This window comes from Vibrio sp. JCM 18905 (genome assembly GCF_055393305.1).
Genome location: NZ_AP043878.1, coordinates 103,284 through 120,385 on the forward strand (window position 1 = coordinate 103,284; position 17,102 = coordinate 120,385).

Consider the following 17,102-nt stretch of genomic DNA (forward strand, 5'->3'; position numbering starts at 1 on the left):
TTTTAGAAGCGGAATCGCTGACCCTCCTGAAAATCAGAGACAATGAACACTTTAACACCAAGACGCTACTTTTTTAGGCACATGACAAACAATTGATGAGAAAAGACTTTTCTTTTTCGTTCAGTGTGGCATATTAGCTGAGTCCTATCGATGCGCGGGCATCGTATAATGGCTATTACCTCAGCCTTCCAAGCTGATGATGCGGGTTCGATTCCCGCTGCCCGCTCCAATCTCTTTTATCTCAATCTACTCAAAAAAATCCGATGGCGGAGCAAATAGACAGCGCCAACGTTGTTTCCACGTTAAATTTGGTCGTGTTACGCCATAAAACATATCTTTCCATTCTGCAAACGTCACTCGAATGGGATTAAAACTGTTTACAGGTTTAGAAATTCCATACCTAACGGTTTCCACTTCTGGTTCAAACGTTCCAAACATCCGATCCCAGATAATCAACACTCCCGCGTAATTTTTGTCGATGTACTGACGGTTTATACCATGATGAACACGATGATGAGATGGCGTGTTAAATACCCACTCTAGCGGTCCAAGCGAGCGAATTGATTGAGTATGAACAAAAAACTGTAAGCCCAGATTAAACAGCACAACGAAGACGACCCACTTAGGATCAAAGCCAATAATCACCAAAGGCAACCAGAAAATCCACATTCCCGCTAACGGATACATCAAGCTTTGACGAAACGCGGTGCTGAAATTCATTCTCTCCGAGCTGTGATGGACCACGTGCGCAGCCCACATCCAACGAATACGGTGGCTAGCCCGATGAAACCAGTAATAGAAAAAGTCTTGCAGAACGACAAGTAACAAAAACGCTGAAACGCTCATTTCGATATCAAACAATCGCCAATCAAACCACCACAAATATAACTGAGCAATCAGTAAACCCGTGAGTATGTCTGTCGCTTGGTGTAAGCCCGCAAGCACAAAATTACACACAACTTCCGGAATATAATACGTCGCGCTTTCAGGCAAATGTCCCCTTCGTTGTCCAAACCAGTACTCTGCAACCATACATAAAAAGAAAACAGGCGCCAAAATCATCAGAAGTAATTCAGGCCGTTCCATCAACTGTGTCCAATCCATTGTGTTTCTACCATTTTGCATAATGATCTTCAGTAAGACCTATGACTTCTTCTAACTGATGTTTGATGCCATTCCCATCAACGATGTAGCCAGAGAAATAGCCGATATATTGACGAAAATTGCTTTTGAGAAACCAAAAGTTCTTCTTTTCTAAACGCAGATTTAAAGGCGTGAATACTAGGTCAATCCGTTTATCTTCCGACGTGATATGCCATCTTTGTCCTTCATCATTTCGTGAAAATTGAAACTGAACAGGCTGTAAAAAATGCCGTTCACCATTAATCCAGAATACATTTTCACAGTAGCCCGTTTCATTGACACCCGCAGCTAAGTTCAGCCCCAACCGTCTGCCGCTTTCAAAGCAATTAATACTCGCCCACCGCCAGCTTGTCTCCCGTCGCATGTACCCCGCGGAAAAGTCGTAACCAGCAGCCACTTCTGAGAGATCTTGTTCCTTTCCTAATATGAATAAATTGCCATCTACCGTTAACGCATTGTGCTTCTGCGTATAAGTCCAACCCGCATAACCGGTTGGTGTACATAACATTAATGGCAAACTCATACTTTCTGGACGTAAGTAGAGATCAGCATTGACAGATTTCGTCACAAAGTGGACGTGCCAAATACCATTCTGAATAGAAAACTGAATACTTTTGTCAGCAAGATGGGCATGACTAGACCAACTGGAAGGCTGAGTTTGATAATCAATATTAAAAGGCTTTAACCACTGCTGCTCCACTAACTCATTATTTTGAATATCAAACAGATAGCAAAAACCAGATGCTAAATACCTAATATCCGCAATCGCAACCCCAATCACGTAGTTAGGTGTGACCAAATTAACGAACTGAAACTGCTTATAGTCACAGTAACGGCGCCACTTAGACGCTGGCTTATCCATCTCATCAAGGTAGGTAAACTTATCTAACTGTAAAGATGTGGGAATCCCATCAAGATGGCCAAACACTGGTAGACCGTTTTGCTGAATAAACGAGTCCAGAGTCTTAAGCTCATGCATATTTTTATCTTTTTCGAGTCAACACGCTCAGATGTTAACACCACGTTAACAAAAACAGTTTGCGTGACAGCACAACAATATCGACTAATTTGGCTTCTGCTCGCTATATGTGAAACCGATCACTCAACTACCCACTCATGTCACTCACTTAATCTTCCTCATCAATACGAACAGAAGGTGGAAATTGATCGTTCTCATCCGCAGGAAAGACCATTATCGCCATTGAGAATTGGTCAAAATCACTATTTAATGGGAATAAATTCATATAAAATGATTGCTTATTCATATCAAGGAAGAGATCTATGTCACACATACACGATACTATTGTTGCGTTGCAACACAGTAGCCCGGCTCAAAAAGAGTTTTACCAAGCCGTAGAAGAAGTATTAACTTCTCTCGCTCCAGTCATAGAAAGCAATAATAAATATAAAGAACAAGCGATTATCCAAAGAATCGTAGAACCAGAACGTCAAATCATGTTTCGAGTTCCTTGGGTCGATGACGCAGGGAATGTGCAAGTAAACAAAGGCTACCGCGTCGAGTTTAACTCCGCGTTAGGTCCATACAAAGGCGGACTGAGGTTCCATCATTCAGTGAACGCGAGCATCATAAAGTTCCTCGGCTTTGAACAGATTTTTAAAAACGCGCTTACTGGCCTTCCAATTGGTGGCGGAAAAGGCGGTTCAAATTTCGATCCTAAAGGAAAATCTGACGGTGAAATCATGCGATTTTGCCAATCATTTATGAACGAGTTATACCGCCACATTGGTCCTGTTACCGATGTTCCTGCTGGCGATATCGGCGTCGGTGCGCGTGAAATTGGTTATATGTTTGGTCAATATAAGCGATTGACGGGCCGCTACGAAGGGGTACTTACAGGCAAGAGCCTTCTTTGGGGGGGCTCACTTGTTAGGAAAGAAGCAACGGGATATGGAACCGTATATTTTGCGGAGTGCATGCTCAATGACCGTAATGATTCACTCAAAGGCAAAACTTGCCTCGTTTCTGGCGCAGGTAACGTCGCTATCTATGCAATTGAAAAGCTATACCACATGGGAGCAACCCCAGTAACATGCAGCGATTCTAGAGGCACGATCTATCATGAGCACGGTATTGACCTGCAGCTCCTCAAGCAACTTAAAGAAGTGAAAAGAGCAAGTTTAGAAGAGTATTTAGACACTTACCCTGAAGCAGAGTATACGCCGTTGGGTGACTATCCTAATGAAGGGCATGCTGTATGGCGATATCAAGCTGACGCCGCATTCCCTTGCGCGACCCAAAATGAACTAACGTCAAACGATGCTCTTGCTCTTATCGATAATGGGTGTGTTTTGATTAGTGAAGGCGCAAACATGCCAACCACTCGTGATGCGGCCAATATCATCGTGGATTCCGAAATGGCTTATGGGCCAGCGAAAGCAGCCAATGCAGGCGGCGTTGCAACCAGTCAGCTTGAAATGGCACAAAATGCCAGCATGCAAAACTGGACCTTTGAGCAAGTCGATAGCCAGTTACAGACAATCATGAAAAACATCTTTATTAATGCAAACGAAACCAGTCGAGAGTTTGGTCAACCTGGTAATTTAGTTTTAGGCGCAAACATTGCCGGCTTTAGAAGAGTCGCTGATGCGATGATCGAGCAAGGCATCGTTTAGTTCACAATAGCCAGCAGCCGGACTGCTGGCTTAACACTATTCGGTGATACACTGCGCTTTAACACAGAGTTTCATTTAATCCGCAATAAGCGTCGTCACTTCAGTTTTAACCGAATTGGCGATAAAACAATTCTCATGAGCCATGTGGTGCATTTTTTCTAATTGAGATCGTGTCGGTTGTTCATCACCAGCAAATGTTATCTTAGGGTTTAGTGTTACCTTAGACACCCATTCTTTTCCATTTTCACCTTTTGTCAGCTCTCCTACTGCTTCATCTAGGTAGCGATCCACAACGTAACGTCGTTTCGCCGCAATAGAGAGAAAAACAAGCATGTGACAACTGGAAAGTGCCGCAACAAATGCTTCTTCCGGATCAACGTTTTCTTCTACAGATAATGGCAACGGCACTACGTGTGGAGATGGTGACGCAGGGACTTGCAACCCGCCATCAAACTTCCAAATGTGCGCCCGACTATACTGGTTATCACTGAACACTTCGTCAGCTTCGCGATGCCATTCGATTAAAGCGGAATGCTTACTCATTCTAACTCCCTGATTTTCTCATTGACGAATCAACACATCCATTCACGTCATAGTAAACCATAACGAAACAAGGTAAGGAACGTATGAACTCAGAGACGTTACAAAATTTGTTGAGGATCGACGTTTTTTTTCTGTATGTCATCCAGAAGTCGATTAGCCTGATGGATGTTAACTTGTAATCGGTTGATTAGCATCTGTAACCGCTCAATTTCAGGAGTTTGCTTCGCTTTGAGCGCGTTTTCTAGCGCCTCCGTTTGTCCAGCTAAAATCGGCAAACCAAGGTTCAATGCCATACCTTTTGTTTTATGCAACGTGTCTTCTAGAGACGCGAAATCTTCAGCCATAAAATAATCAATAAGTTCATCAACCGATGATTCAAAATCGACAATAATACTTTTTAGTAGCTCATCTATCGCTTCCGGCGCTTCTTGCAAAGAAATGAGCATCTCTGAACTGGATAACTCTTCTTCTGTCAGCCGTAACTTCTCTATTGGCTTGCGCTGCAACTGGAGAACGTTGTTGTCATTCGTTAATGGTAAATTCTCTTTTGGTTCGAGCCTCGCAGCAAACTGTTTAAGAGCGTCCGAAAAGCTCTCTTGCTGTAGCGGTTTTGTAAGCACATGATCCGCTCCGGCTTCAATAAAGCTATCATGCGCCTCACGAAATACATCTGCCGTATACGCAAAGAGTAATGTTTTGATACCTAACTCTTGTCGAATCACACGCGTCGCTTCAACACCATTCATCTCAGGCATGTGATTGTCCATCAAAATCAGGTCATATTCGTTATCTCTCGCCTTTTTAACCGCCACCAATCCGTTTTCAGCAACATCCACTTCATGTCCCAACTTTTCGCAAAACCCTTTCGCCACAATGGCGTTCACTCGGTTATCTTCAGCAAGCAATATCTGCAAATTGTGTGTTTTCTTGCGCGTTTTTGGTGGCTCTTGTGCCTTTGGAAGTTCGCATTCAACCCAAGGAATGGGCAGTTCGACGATGAATTGACTTCCGACGCCCTCCACACTTTTCAATGTAATCTTGCCATCCATCAAGCCAGTTAATTTTTTAACTATTGCCAAACCAAGCCCTGTGCCTCCAAATTTTCGGGTAGTTGAAGAATCGGCTTGCTCAAACGAATTGAAAACATGTTCTTGCTTGTCTAGCGCAATACCAATACCAGTATCGCTCACAATCATCACCAAGCACTGATTTACCTTATCAAGTTCCGTTCTGATTAACACATGCCCTTCACTGGTAAACTTCACCGCGTTGCCAGCAAGATTAAACAAAATCTGTCGTAAACGTGCGCAGTCTCCGGTAAATTCAATGTATTCAGGCACTTCATTTTCCACGATCAATTCGATATTTTTTTCATCGATGAGCGGTTTTATTGCGCTACACACAGGAGAAATGACTTGGTCTAAATTGAACTTAGCCTGCTCAAATTCCAGTTTGTTTTCTTCAACTTTAGAGAAATCCAAAATATCGTTAAGAATCGTCATCAAGTGTTGGCCAGAATCAAGAATGACTTTCACGTACTCTTTAGTCGTCGGCTCTTTGGTTTCCTCTGCAATCATTTGAGAAAGGCCTAATACACCATTCATCGGCGTTCTTAATTCGTGACTCATTGCGGCGAGAAAACTTGATTTGGCTTTTGCTGCTCGCTCGGCTTTATTTCGAGCCTCCTCGATTTCGAGGTTCAATTGTTTCAAGTTGTACATTCGATATTGCGACTGATACAAAAATGCACTGACTAACAACATCACGGCAATAAAAACAAACAACCAAGTGAAACGCGCTTCACTTTGGGCAATATTGAGTAGCCGATGCTCCGCATCCTCGATAAAAACAAAGTATCCATGATCAAGCAGTTCATTCGTGAGTAGTTCTATCCTTTTATCGCTCGCTTGAAGCCGATCTAAGAAATTGGCTTCACTTTCACTCTCAACTACGTTTTGTGTCAAAAGCAGTTGGTTGAGAAACTCAAAATAGTGATGCCCACTCAACGTCTTTCCGGTATCGGTAGAAATATCTTGCTGATATAAGTTGAATAGCATTAATAACGCGTATTGATTCTCTACCTGAACGCCAATCAACATATCGAGCTTCAGCGTTGTATCAAGCACACGGTTTTTGAATAGATTGAGCGTATCCTCAACTTTTTTATGATTGGGCGTCACAGGGAACCAAACTGACTCCCTTGATGAATTTAGCAATTTCTCTGCAGCGACTTCTATATCCACTAAAGATGTCGTCAGTTCATAGTTCTTCCTATCTTCAACCGCATATCGATTCACGATAACATCGCGCTCTTCAATCAACTTGTGCCCAATATCCGTCAACTCCGCGTGGAATTCTTGTGCACTTTTTGAATTCACATGTGACATGTACGCCAATACACAACACGTCAGCATGGCAATAAAAAAGCAGAGATTAACCAGTTTGAATTTACTCATTTTCCAACACCTCTAAAATCACGGGTCTGGGTGCTGTCAAGGACTGTAAGAACGCTTCAATATCAGCGACACTTTCATCGCTCATCGTAATACCGAGTTGCGTTTTCGCCATAATCTGTATCGCCTCGGATAACTGGTCAACTCGCCCGTTATGAAAATAAGGGCTCGTTAGGGCGACATTACGTAAACTGGCGACTCTAAAATAGAATTGTTCTTCACTTTCCGTCGTAATCAGGTGTCGTCCCGAGTCCTCTACTACTGGCTTATCTTTGAAATAGGCGAACCTTTGTATCATCGCTCCGCCAATATTTTTGCCCTGATGACACTGTACGCAACCTGAAGACTGAAATGTTTTCCACCCCCTAATTTGCTGCTCACTGAGGACATGGGTGTAACCCAGTAAGTAGGCATCGAATGGTGCACCTGGAGTTTGGAGCCCTTCGACAAACTCCACAATAGCGGACTTGATATTATGAATATTAATCGGTAGCTCACCATCACGGCTAAATAGCGCTTGATAACGTTCGCTTCCTTTCACGTACTGCTCTATTGTTTGCCAGTTTGAGTCCATTTCTATTGGATTGTGGATTGGCCCATCAATCTGAGCCATCAAGGTGTTTTCGGTACCATCCCATAAAAAACGATAATTTAACGCCGCATTAAACACTGTGATGGAATTTCGAGTTCCATCACCTTTCACTCCTGTAGAAACTGGTGTATTTTCAGCGCCATTGGTTTGCAAGTTGTGGCACGTCGCACAACTGACGCTACCGTTTGAAGATAGCTGAGGATCACGAAAGAGATGCCAGCCAATTCTCGCCAGCTTAATATCTACGACAGGGTCACCTTCTATCGGCTGAACTAACGAAATATCACCTAGCACCTTAGCATTTCTTGCGATTGTTGCTTGGCTCAAAATGAGTGCCACAACAACTAATGTGATTATGCTGAATTGCCTCATCAACTGCATACCTTACACTTGCCATTAGTATGAAGTTAGTTGCATTTTTAGGTTTTTTCCATTAATGGAAAACGGTTACCAGAGCTGCACGTGGAGGGACTTTTATTTAAAGCTCAGATAAGGAGCAAATGACGAAGGCGAGTAACGAAGAATTGACTCGCTTCGTGGAGTTATGTGTGCATATTGAATTCTAGATTTAGCTTATAGAAGCCAGCAACCTTTGAACCCAAGTAATCTCACCATAGGAGATGAGATCGAAGATAGTAAAGAAAATGGCACAGATAATGGCCAGTTTGACCAAGCGTTGAACAATAAACATCATAATTACCCATCATTTTTTCGCAGTTTACTATTACAAAAGAAGTTTAGATACAGAAGAAAAGCACTAATTACACTAATAGACTGTTTTATAAAAAGATTTATACCTTTACTAGCTGCACGATTAAACCGTAATTTGAATGCGCGGTACGTTATTGAGCATTTTAATTGCAAACACGAAAATCTAGTAATTAGAGCAAACGTTTCACTTACCATATCAGCTCAGCAAATCCTTCATTTTATCTCTATAATTTGAATCTATATCAACAATTTCTGTTAGAACATGTCGTACACTTTCAGTGAATTAACATCTATAACTATTTTTTAATGAAAACACTTCGCTTGTTTAACTTGAATCTTCGCTATAAAACCGCCTTATATTTTTCATTAGGACTGCTGGGCATGGTCATCAGCTTCCTTTTTATTAGCCGTTATTTTTTCCTGTATAGCTTAGATGAGCTCGAAGACATGGAAATTAACCATGCGAATCAGCAAGCACTCGCTGTCATCGACATGATGGTGAGCCAGCAAGAAAGCGCCTCATACGATTGGGCGTACTGGGACGAAACGTACGATCTGTTTGTTGATCGTGATATTGCGAAATATACCGAGCGAAACCTTTACACAGAGAGCATTGATGCGTTAAACCTCGATATGATGGCGTTTATCACGACTAATGGGCAAACTCTGCTCTCCTTGACTCGTGAGGATAACCCCGATACTTCTTCAGAACTCACCGCTAAAATGGCGAATCAACCTATTCTTCAAGATTACATCAAGTCCATGAATCACAAGCTTGATATCCATAGAGAGAGCATCTCAGGGTTGTTTAAAATCAACGATACTATTTGGGGGCTTAGCCTCAGCCCAGTTAGAAACAGTGAAGGCGACCGCCCTTCTAACGGATGGATGCTTTGGGGAAGAAACCTATCTTTGCGCTTTCCTGGAGACTTTAAATCCATTTTAACTGCGGAAAACTCATTAGAGACGCAGATGGTAAGCGAATCAGACAGTAGTCAGATGCGGGATATAGAGAAGACCTCGCGGTCAATCACAAAATGGGCCTCACTCTCTGATTTATCTGGTGAACCGATCGCATGGCTAAAAACGAAAACACAGCGAGAGCATTATGCGAAAGGTAATACGCTATTCATGTATCTGTTTGCAACGGTTGGCGTTGTGGCATCAATCATCGCTGCCGGCACCTACATCACGTTTAAAAATAAGGTCGCCACTCGCTTTAATCATTTTGCAGAAGGGATAAGCGAAATCGCCTCTCAATACCAACTTGAAGGGTTGCACTCTGTAAAAGTAGATGAATTAGAGTTAGCGACAAAACTGGTACAAAAGCTCTCTGAAAATACATCGTTAACCCAACTGCAATTGAAAGACTCGATGGAAAAGTTTGGTGCTCTGTACCATAGCTCCTCACTAGGCATGCTAATTGTTATCGATCGTAAAATTGTCGATGTCAACCAACGAGCGTTAGATCTGTTGAGCTACAGCAAATCGCAATTGATAGATCGTCCTCTAGACACCTTGTGCCCATCGGAGGACGATGAATGTCGAGTTGACGCCATGTTCAGAGAGCTGAAAAACGGTAAAACACAATTCGAAGCGCAAGTGCTCGATAGCAATACCGAAGAAATCGACTGTTTGATAGAAGCCACGCTCATTCAACATCATGGTCAGAGTGCACTGATGTTGTTGCTTCAGGATATGAGAGAGACAAAACAGCAAGCAGAAATGATCCAAAAACTCACCGACTTTGATCCGGTATCCGGTTTCTGTAATCGTCCTGTCATTCTCAATGCACTGCACGAGCTCGTAGAGACACGGCCAAACCATTTTTCGTTTGTGTACATTAACAGTAAAACTCTCAAGCAAATTGCAGGGGTATACGGTCACCTCATTTTTGATGAAGTGATTCAATACATCGCATCCGCAATACGCGAGCAATTAGGGGCATTCCAAATAGGCCGAATTAGTGAGCATGAATTTATCGTTTTGATTCCAGATATCGAGCACCACCAAAAAGCGATAGATGCTACCAATCGATTACTGAATCATTTGTCACATAAGGTCCAGCTCTCTGGGATCATGATGTCATTAGACAGTAAAGCGGTGATGATGGACCTAAACATTACTCACCAATCTGTCGAGCATTTGCTGCTTGCAGCACGTTTCTCATCGCAATCCGCTAAGGGTCGTCACTCTCACGAAGTATTAGTCATTGATGAAGAACTATCAGAGCAAGCGGAAACGTCTATGGTGATCAATCGCGATTTAGAAAATGCCATTAGACAAGATGCGATTAAACCTTTTTTCCAGCCTATCGTGGATGCTAAAACCACTGAAGTCATTAGCTTCGAAGCACTTGCTCGTTGGCAACATCCAACATTAGGGATGATTTCACCAGAAGTATTTATTCCGATGGCAGAACAAGGAAAACTTATCGTCGAATTGGGAGAGTCCATTCTCAAACAATCGTGCGAATTTATCAGTCGGCTCAACGGAGTTCGTCATGCGCAAGGTCTGTCGATGTTAAGCGTGCATGTGAACTTAAGCGCGCAGCACTTTTATCATGCAGGACTGATGCCCTACCTAAAAAAAGTGATGGCTCAATACAACCTCTCTGCGGGCCAGCTTGTGCTTGAAATTACTGAAAGTATGTTGATGGGCGGAGAAGTAGAATCTATCCAAAGCATTCAAGACATCAAGCGACTTGGTGTTGGACTCGCTTTGGATGATTTTGGTACTGGATACGCATCATTCAGTAGCGTATGTAATTTTCCATTGGATATTGTGAAGCTGGATAAATCTTATATCGACGAGATTGAAACCAATGACAGAGCGAAAACACTGGTAAGAAACATTGCCAACATGTCTCAAGAATTAGGGTTAACTATTGTCGCCGAAGGTGTTGAAACCGCGAGCCAAGTACGCAAGCTTAAAGTTTGGAATATTGATGAGTTGCAAGGGTTTTACTTCCACAAACCGATGCCTGCCGAGCAAGCACTTGTTCAATTTTCTCGCCACGTAAACAGTTAGTCTCTCTCCTCTAAAACACATTAGGAAGGCAAAGTGCTTCCCGTCACTTTGCCTTTTTGTTGAGCCTCTTCACACCAGACGCCCCACGGTTAGTGGCTACCGATATTCATATCAAGGCCCGTAGCCTCAGATGTGCCATGATAAATGCTGATATGACTAATTCGAGTGATCAATTACTTATTTGCACTAGTATTACTGCGTATATACTTGAATTAGGTTTTCAAAAAGTCCCTGTGACCGCACAAGGAGGGCTGCATGAAACGACTATGGATATGGGTCTTACCTTTACTTTTGTTTGCTAGTCAAGCACTGGCCAATACTGTCTGGATTGTTCCCGTCAAAGGCGCTATAGGTCCTGCTACCAGCGACTATTTGTCTCGTGAGATAGAAGAGGCACAACTCAACGGTGTCAGTTTAGTGATCTTAGAGATGGACACTCCTGGCGGCTTAGACAGCGCAATGAGAGATATTATTCACGCAATTACCACCTCCTCCACTCCAATTGCAACTTGGGTTGGCCCGTCAGGATCTAGAGCGGCTAGCGCAGGGACGTACATTTTACTCGCCAGCCACGTTGCTGCCATGGCTGAAGCCACTAACCTTGGCGCGGCAACACCCGTCGCGTTAGGTGGTGCCCCTCAGCCCCCTTCATCGGATGATGGCAAAGATCAAAACGCGGAAGAAACGTCAGAAGGAACCAACGAAAGTTCAGAGAAAGTTCCTGCGAAAACCGCGATGGAGAAAAAGGTGATTAATGATGCTAGAGCCTATATTAAAGGCTTAGCAAAGCTTCATGGCCGAAATGCAGAGTGGGCAGAGAAAGCAGTGAGCGAAGCAGCGAGTTTGGACGCCACAGAGGCATTGGAATTAAACGTTATTGATTATATAGCCAACTCACCAGAGGATTTAGTCAAAGCCATTGATGGACAAACTGTTAAAGTTAATAATCGCGATGTGACATTGTCACTGGAAAATCCCGTATGGATTGAAAGAACACCCGATTGGCGAGCAGAAATGCTAGCCGTTATCACAAACCCAAACGTCGCCTACATCCTGATGCTCATTGGTATCTACGGTTTGCTTCTTGAGTTTTACAACCCAGGCATTGGCTTACCCGGCGTGTTGGGTGGTATTTGTTTGCTCCTCGCCATGTATGCATTACAAATGATGCCTGTAAACTACGCTGGGCTTGGTCTGCTGTTACTCGGAATTGCACTGATGATCGCGGAAGCATTCAGTCCGAGCTTTGGCATTTTGGGCTTAGGTGGTGTTGTCGCCTTTGTGCTCGGTTCCATATTCCTAATGGACAGTGAGTTGCCAGGATTTCAGATCGCCCTTCCTTTAATTTTCGGTATTTCTATCTTTTCTGTCGCGCTGATCGTGTTGACGGTCGGCCTGCTGCTCAAAATACGCCGACGACGTGTGACAACAGGTTTAGAAACTTACCCTGGGAAAATCGCTGTCGTGAGCGATGACTTTATCGATGGCGAAGGGCGCGTTCAACTCGATGGTGCGCTATGGAGAGCCAAAACCAAAGACCATCAACAACTCAAACAAGGTGATCATGTCACCATTGTGAATGTGAAAGGGCTGACCTTAACCGTGATGCCTGATGACCGCCAAAATAAATAGGAGGCGCTTTATGATGCTCTATACTGTTGCGGTGATCGTGGTGCTGTTGTTCGCACTTGCGACCCAAATGTTTAAGGTTTTGAGAGAATATGAACGTGGGGTTGTATTCTTTCTTGGTCGCTTTCAAGAAGTAAAAGGCCCTGGCTTAATCATTCTTATCCCATTTATCCAACAAATGGTACGGGTGGATTTACGTACTGTCGTTTTGGATGTGCCTACACAAGACTTGATAACCAAAGATAACGTGTCTGTGCGCGTCAATGCGGTTGTTTATTTCCGCGTAGTCGATCCTCAAATGGCAATTAACAACATCGAAAGTTACAGCGATGCCACCAGCCAGTTAGCGCAAACCACGCTGCGATCAGTATTAGGTCAACATGAACTGGATGAATTACTATCAGAGCGCGAGCGTCTCAACAAGGACTTACAATCCATCCTCGATCAACAGACTGATGACTGGGGCATCAAGATTGCCACGGTTGAAGTCAAACATGTTGATTTAAATGACAGCATGGTCAGAGCGCTAGCGCGTCAGGCTGAGGCAGAACGTAACCGTCGTGCGAAAATCATTCACGCTACCGGTGAGCTAGAAGCTTCTAATAAATTAAAAGAGGCAGCTCAAATGCTCAACGAAGCGCCGAATGCGCTGCAATTGCGTTACATGCAAACCCTCACGGAAATCACGACAGACAAAACATCGACTATTATCTTCCCAATGCCGATCAATCTTGTCGAAGCCGTCAGTGATATCGCCGAAGCGGTAAAAAAGAATAAAGAGACACAAGACAAATAAAAGCCATACTCAAGGAAGTAAGCTGTTTACACGTTACTTCCTTGCTTTAACTTGCTTGTTTTCGAAGAGCATTTAGTTTCTCTTTTAGTGTTTGGAGCACTCCCGCTTCATTACCGACAAACCTGTGTTAAAACAAGCTCTCCACGCTGTTTCGACATCATCGTCGTATTCAAAATCACACTCTTGAACCGTTTCGATAAGGCTTTCAAACCAAACATCAATATCCTGTGGTTCAATGCCAATATCGGAACTCGCATGCTTCTTACCATATTTCTCCACCATCTTGTGCGCCTCGTTAGAGGTATCGGCCATCATAAAAAACACGATAGATCCTCTAAGCATTCGCACCTGTTGGTGCATGTCGACACCATCAAACTTTTGTCTGAAGCTTGTACTTTTTGACCATAAATTCTTGTAAAACAAGTCGAAAAAGCCTTGGTTCGCGATACAACGTTCATAACTATCGTTGAAAACTTGAATCACGTTCATGTTGTTCTCCATTACTCTCTTAATATGAGTGTAATTTAATAATCATCAAAAGCATCTAAATGATGATGCCTAACCCTATGAAGCACACCAATTTTCAATAAAAAGTAAAAAGTGATTCAAATAAACGCCCTCTTATCAATGAAAAAATATCCCGTATTATGAATCCATATTCGAGGTACGCATGGTTGTCGATGCTAAGCGCATCCTCATTTGTCACAAAAATAAAAAGGATACAAACGTGTCTCATCAAATCATTACTGATCTAAACAGCCGCTACACTGCTAAAAAATACGACGAAACCAAACGCGTTTCTCAAGAAGATATGGTAATCATCAAAGAAGCACTCCGTCTTTCAGCGTCTTCAATTAATTCGCAACCGTGGAAATTCATCGTGATTGAAAGTGATGAGGCCAAGCAACGCTTCCACGATACATTTGCAAATATGCACCAATTTAACCAGCCACACGCGAAAGCCGCGTCACATACGATTCTGTTTGCGTACGATCCAAACTTCACCAAAGAGAAGTTCGCGAAACGTGTGGATGCCGAAGTAACGTCTGGCCACCTACCGGCGGAAATGTACAACAACTTTATGGGCGCCTACGCTTTTGCCGATGCAAATACGGATGAAAATGGCTTTAACGGAAACTGGACAAAAGCACAAGTCTATTTAGCGCTAGGCAATCTACTACACACCTTGGCTCGTCTGGGTATTGACTCAACGCCGATGGAAGGCGTAGATCCAACACTGATTGGAGAAGTATTCAAAGAAGAATTAGAAGGCCATGTCTGTGAAGTTGCACTGGCGATTGGCTACCACAAAGACGGGGAAGATTATAATCATGGTCTACCAAAAGCTCGCCTTGCGATGGATGATGTAATTACGACTCTATAGTCGACCGTTTCCTTAGCTTAACTACTTAACTCATTGTTTAAACCAAAAAGAGCCGCACTAATGTGCGGCTCTTTTTTAGCTTGGCTTCAACTCTACTCTAACTTTATGCCACTTGCTCAGACTTAAAGTTACCAAGCAATGCATCGTAAAGCTCGTTGTCGCTTAACACACCAACTAACTGGTTGTCCTCCACCATAAGCAGAGGCTGATTGCTGCGCTGCTTAAGCTCAATCGCTTCTCGCATACTGATTTCCGGGCTAACCTGAACCAGAGAATTTTCGTTTACCTCATCAAGGTTCGAAGAATCGCTCTTCCATTGAACCAACGACTTATCTGTATCCGCTAAGCTTAAGCCTTTGCTCTCTTGGGTCACCCAAATATCTTTGTCAGGGCAAATCAGTACACGCTCATCTTCACGAACTAAGTCGTCACGCATCAAAGAGCGTCCCTTAAGTACGTTCAATGGATTAGTGTGGGCTACAAAGTCAGCCACATAATCGTTTTCTGGAGCAAGAATGATCTGCTCGGGCTTGCCGTGTTGAATCAATTTTCCTGATTCCATAATGGCGATGTTATTACCGATTTTTAACGCTTCATCCAAGTCGTGGCTCACAAAAAGAATGGTTTTGTTTAGCTTTTCTTGAAGCAGAATCAATTCATCTTGAAGCTGAGCACGAATCAATGGGTCAAGCGCTGAAAACGGCTCATCCATTAACAAGATATCTGTGTCCATCGCGAACGCTCGCGCTAGGCCAACACGCTGCTGCATACCACCAGAGAGCTCGTGCGGGAATTTCGTTTCCCACTCAGACAAACCGACCATTTCGAGCTGTTCACGCGCTTTTTTACGGCGCTCTGCTTTGCCAATGCCTTGCATTTCTAGACCAAACGCAACGTTATCTAATACCGTTAACCATGGCATCAATGCAAACTTCTGAAACACCATGGATACGCGGTGAGTACGAAGGTGGCGCAACTTCTGTTCGTCACAGTTAGAGAGCTCAACCATGTCGTCGCCGTCTTTAATTTTCAGAGAGCCACGAGAAATTTCGTTCAACCCGTTAACTGTTCGCAGCAAACTTGATTTACCCGAGCCTGAAAGCCCCATCAAAACACAGATCTCACCCTGTTTCACGTTCAGCGAAACATTATCAACACCAACCACTTGGCCAGTTTCGTCGATGATTTCTTGTCGAGACTTGCCTTGGTCTAGTAGTGCTAACGCTTGTGACTGCTGCTGACCAAAAACCACATCAAGATTTTGAATAGTAATAGCGTCCATGATTAAGCCTCCTTCTGGTTTGGTGCTTTACACAAGCGGTCAAGAATGATGGCGACGAGTACAATCGCTAAACCCGCTTCAAAACCTTGCGAGATGTTTACGGTATTCAGTGCACGTACGACTGGCTTACCAAGTCCATCAGCACCAACAAGTGCCGCAATGACCACCATAGAGAGAGACAACATAATACATTGCGTAACACCGGCCATAATACTTGGTAATGCCGCAGGTAACTCTACCTTAAACAGCAGCTTCATGCGGCTTGCACCAAATGCTTTGCCCGCTTCAAGTAGCTCCTCCGGCACTTTAATAATACCGAGGTACGTCAATCGAATTGGCGCAGCGATAGCGAAAATGATGGTCGAGATTAGGCCAGGGACAATACCTAAGCCAAACAGAACCAAGGTTGGAATTAGGTAAACGAATGTCGGCACGGTCTGCATCAAATCGAGGATTGGTCGCAACAAGGTATATAACCAAGGACGGTGTGCCGCCATAATGCCCAACGGCACGCCAATTAATACGGAAATCGTTGTCGCTGCAAACACAAGGACAAAGGTTTCCAGCATTTCTTGCCAGTAACCAAGGTTGAGAATTGCGAGCAAGGCCAACACGATGAATACAACAAGCGGAATGCTGCGGTGTAAGAACCAAGCAATTGCCGCCGTCATAATGATTGGCGCTGCAGGTGGCATCCATTTAAAAATGTCCACCACGAAAAGAATGATCGTTTCAAGTGTAATAGAGATTGCATCGAAGAAACCCGATGCATTGATGGTTAACCAATCGACGCCAGTTTCCATCCATTGGCCCAACGGTAGTTTGTTGTCCGTAATAAAATTCAAAATAAAACCTTTGTGTTAATGAAGCGGGCATGACTGCCCACTTTCTTTTTCAAAAAAACG

The 17,102-nt window shown here is 43.5% G+C and carries 13 protein-coding genes and 1 tRNA gene; 6 read left to right on the top strand and 8 right to left on the bottom strand.

Annotation, left to right across the window (positions count from 1 at the left end; genetic code table 11):
• Positions 1-154: 154 nt before the first annotated feature.
• Positions 155-229, top strand: a tRNA-Gly gene (locus ACZ5ZC_RS00375).
• 17 nt (positions 230-246) lie between these two features.
• Here ACZ5ZC_RS00375 and ACZ5ZC_RS00380 read toward each other — a convergent pair.
• Positions 247-1,104 carry a sterol desaturase family protein gene (locus tag ACZ5ZC_RS00380; protein WP_464931616.1) on the bottom strand — a complete coding sequence of 286 codons (858 nt, stop codon included), beginning with the start codon at positions 1,102-1,104 and terminating at the stop codon, positions 247-249.
• Between the two features lie 7 nt (positions 1,105-1,111).
• Complete coding sequence (locus ACZ5ZC_RS00385) at positions 1,112-2,122, bottom strand: DUF2804 domain-containing protein (RefSeq protein ID WP_395204745.1); 1,011 nt, start codon at positions 2,120-2,122, stop codon at positions 1,112-1,114.
• Between the two features lie 302 nt (positions 2,123-2,424).
• Here ACZ5ZC_RS00385 and gdhA point away from each other — a divergent pair, with 302 nt between their 5' ends.
• On the top strand, positions 2,425-3,777 hold the full coding sequence (gene gdhA, locus ACZ5ZC_RS00390) for an NADP-specific glutamate dehydrogenase (RefSeq protein WP_039437518.1): 1,353 nt from the start codon (positions 2,425-2,427) through the stop codon (positions 3,775-3,777).
• 75 nt (positions 3,778-3,852) lie between these two features.
• Here gdhA and ACZ5ZC_RS00395 read toward each other — a convergent pair whose 3' ends face one another.
• From ACZ5ZC_RS00395 to ACZ5ZC_RS00405, 3 genes are all read right to left on the bottom strand, one after another.
• Complete coding sequence (locus tag ACZ5ZC_RS00395) at positions 3,853-4,320, bottom strand: OsmC family protein (protein ID WP_167427412.1); 468 nt, start codon at positions 4,318-4,320, stop codon at positions 3,853-3,855.
• Positions 4,321-4,418: 98 nt separating this feature from the next.
• Entirely contained in the window at positions 4,419-6,776 is a 2,358-nt protein-coding gene (locus ACZ5ZC_RS00400) for an ATP-binding protein (RefSeq protein WP_054867443.1), read from the bottom strand.
• Complete coding sequence (locus ACZ5ZC_RS00405; RefSeq protein ID WP_065645877.1) at positions 6,769-7,737, bottom strand: cytochrome-c peroxidase; 969 nt, start codon at positions 7,735-7,737, stop codon at positions 6,769-6,771. The genes ACZ5ZC_RS00400 and ACZ5ZC_RS00405 overlap by 8 nt, the downstream gene beginning before the upstream one ends.
• A 645-nt stretch (positions 7,738-8,382) precedes the next feature.
• Here ACZ5ZC_RS00405 and ACZ5ZC_RS00410 point away from each other — a divergent pair.
• From ACZ5ZC_RS00410 to ACZ5ZC_RS00420, 3 genes are all read left to right on the top strand, one after another.
• Positions 8,383-11,106, top strand: a complete 2,724-nt coding sequence (locus ACZ5ZC_RS00410) for an EAL domain-containing protein (protein ID WP_464931617.1) — start codon at positions 8,383-8,385, stop codon at positions 11,104-11,106.
• A gap of 255 nt (positions 11,107-11,361) precedes the next feature.
• Entirely contained in the window at positions 11,362-12,738 is a 1,377-nt protein-coding gene (locus tag ACZ5ZC_RS00415) for an NfeD family protein (RefSeq protein WP_085344417.1), read from the top strand.
• A 10-nt stretch (positions 12,739-12,748) separates the two neighbouring features.
• Complete coding sequence (locus tag ACZ5ZC_RS00420; protein WP_005373196.1) at positions 12,749-13,531, top strand: slipin family protein; 783 nt, start codon at positions 12,749-12,751, stop codon at positions 13,529-13,531.
• An 84-nt stretch (positions 13,532-13,615) separates the two neighbouring features.
• Here ACZ5ZC_RS00420 and ACZ5ZC_RS00425 read toward each other — a convergent pair whose 3' ends face one another.
• Positions 13,616-14,020: a globin gene (locus ACZ5ZC_RS00425; RefSeq protein WP_005392547.1), complete on the bottom strand. Its 405-nt coding sequence runs from the start codon at positions 14,018-14,020 to the stop codon at positions 13,616-13,618.
• A 238-nt stretch (positions 14,021-14,258) separates the two neighbouring features.
• Between ACZ5ZC_RS00425 and ACZ5ZC_RS00430 the strand changes: the two genes are divergently transcribed.
• Entirely contained in the window at positions 14,259-14,915 is a 657-nt protein-coding gene (locus ACZ5ZC_RS00430; RefSeq protein ID WP_464931618.1) for an NAD(P)H-dependent oxidoreductase, read from the top strand.
• A 103-nt stretch (positions 14,916-15,018) separates the two neighbouring features.
• Here the strand turns inward: ACZ5ZC_RS00430 and choV are convergent, their stop codons facing one another.
• Complete coding sequence (choV, locus tag ACZ5ZC_RS00435) at positions 15,019-16,197, bottom strand: choline ABC transporter ATP-binding protein (protein ID WP_006741028.1); 1,179 nt, start codon at positions 16,195-16,197, stop codon at positions 15,019-15,021.
• Between the two features lie 2 nt (positions 16,198-16,199).
• Positions 16,200-17,042, bottom strand: a complete 843-nt coding sequence (choW, locus tag ACZ5ZC_RS00440; RefSeq protein WP_005392552.1) for a choline ABC transporter permease subunit — start codon at positions 17,040-17,042, stop codon at positions 16,200-16,202.
• Between the last annotated feature and the right edge of the window lie 60 nt (positions 17,043-17,102).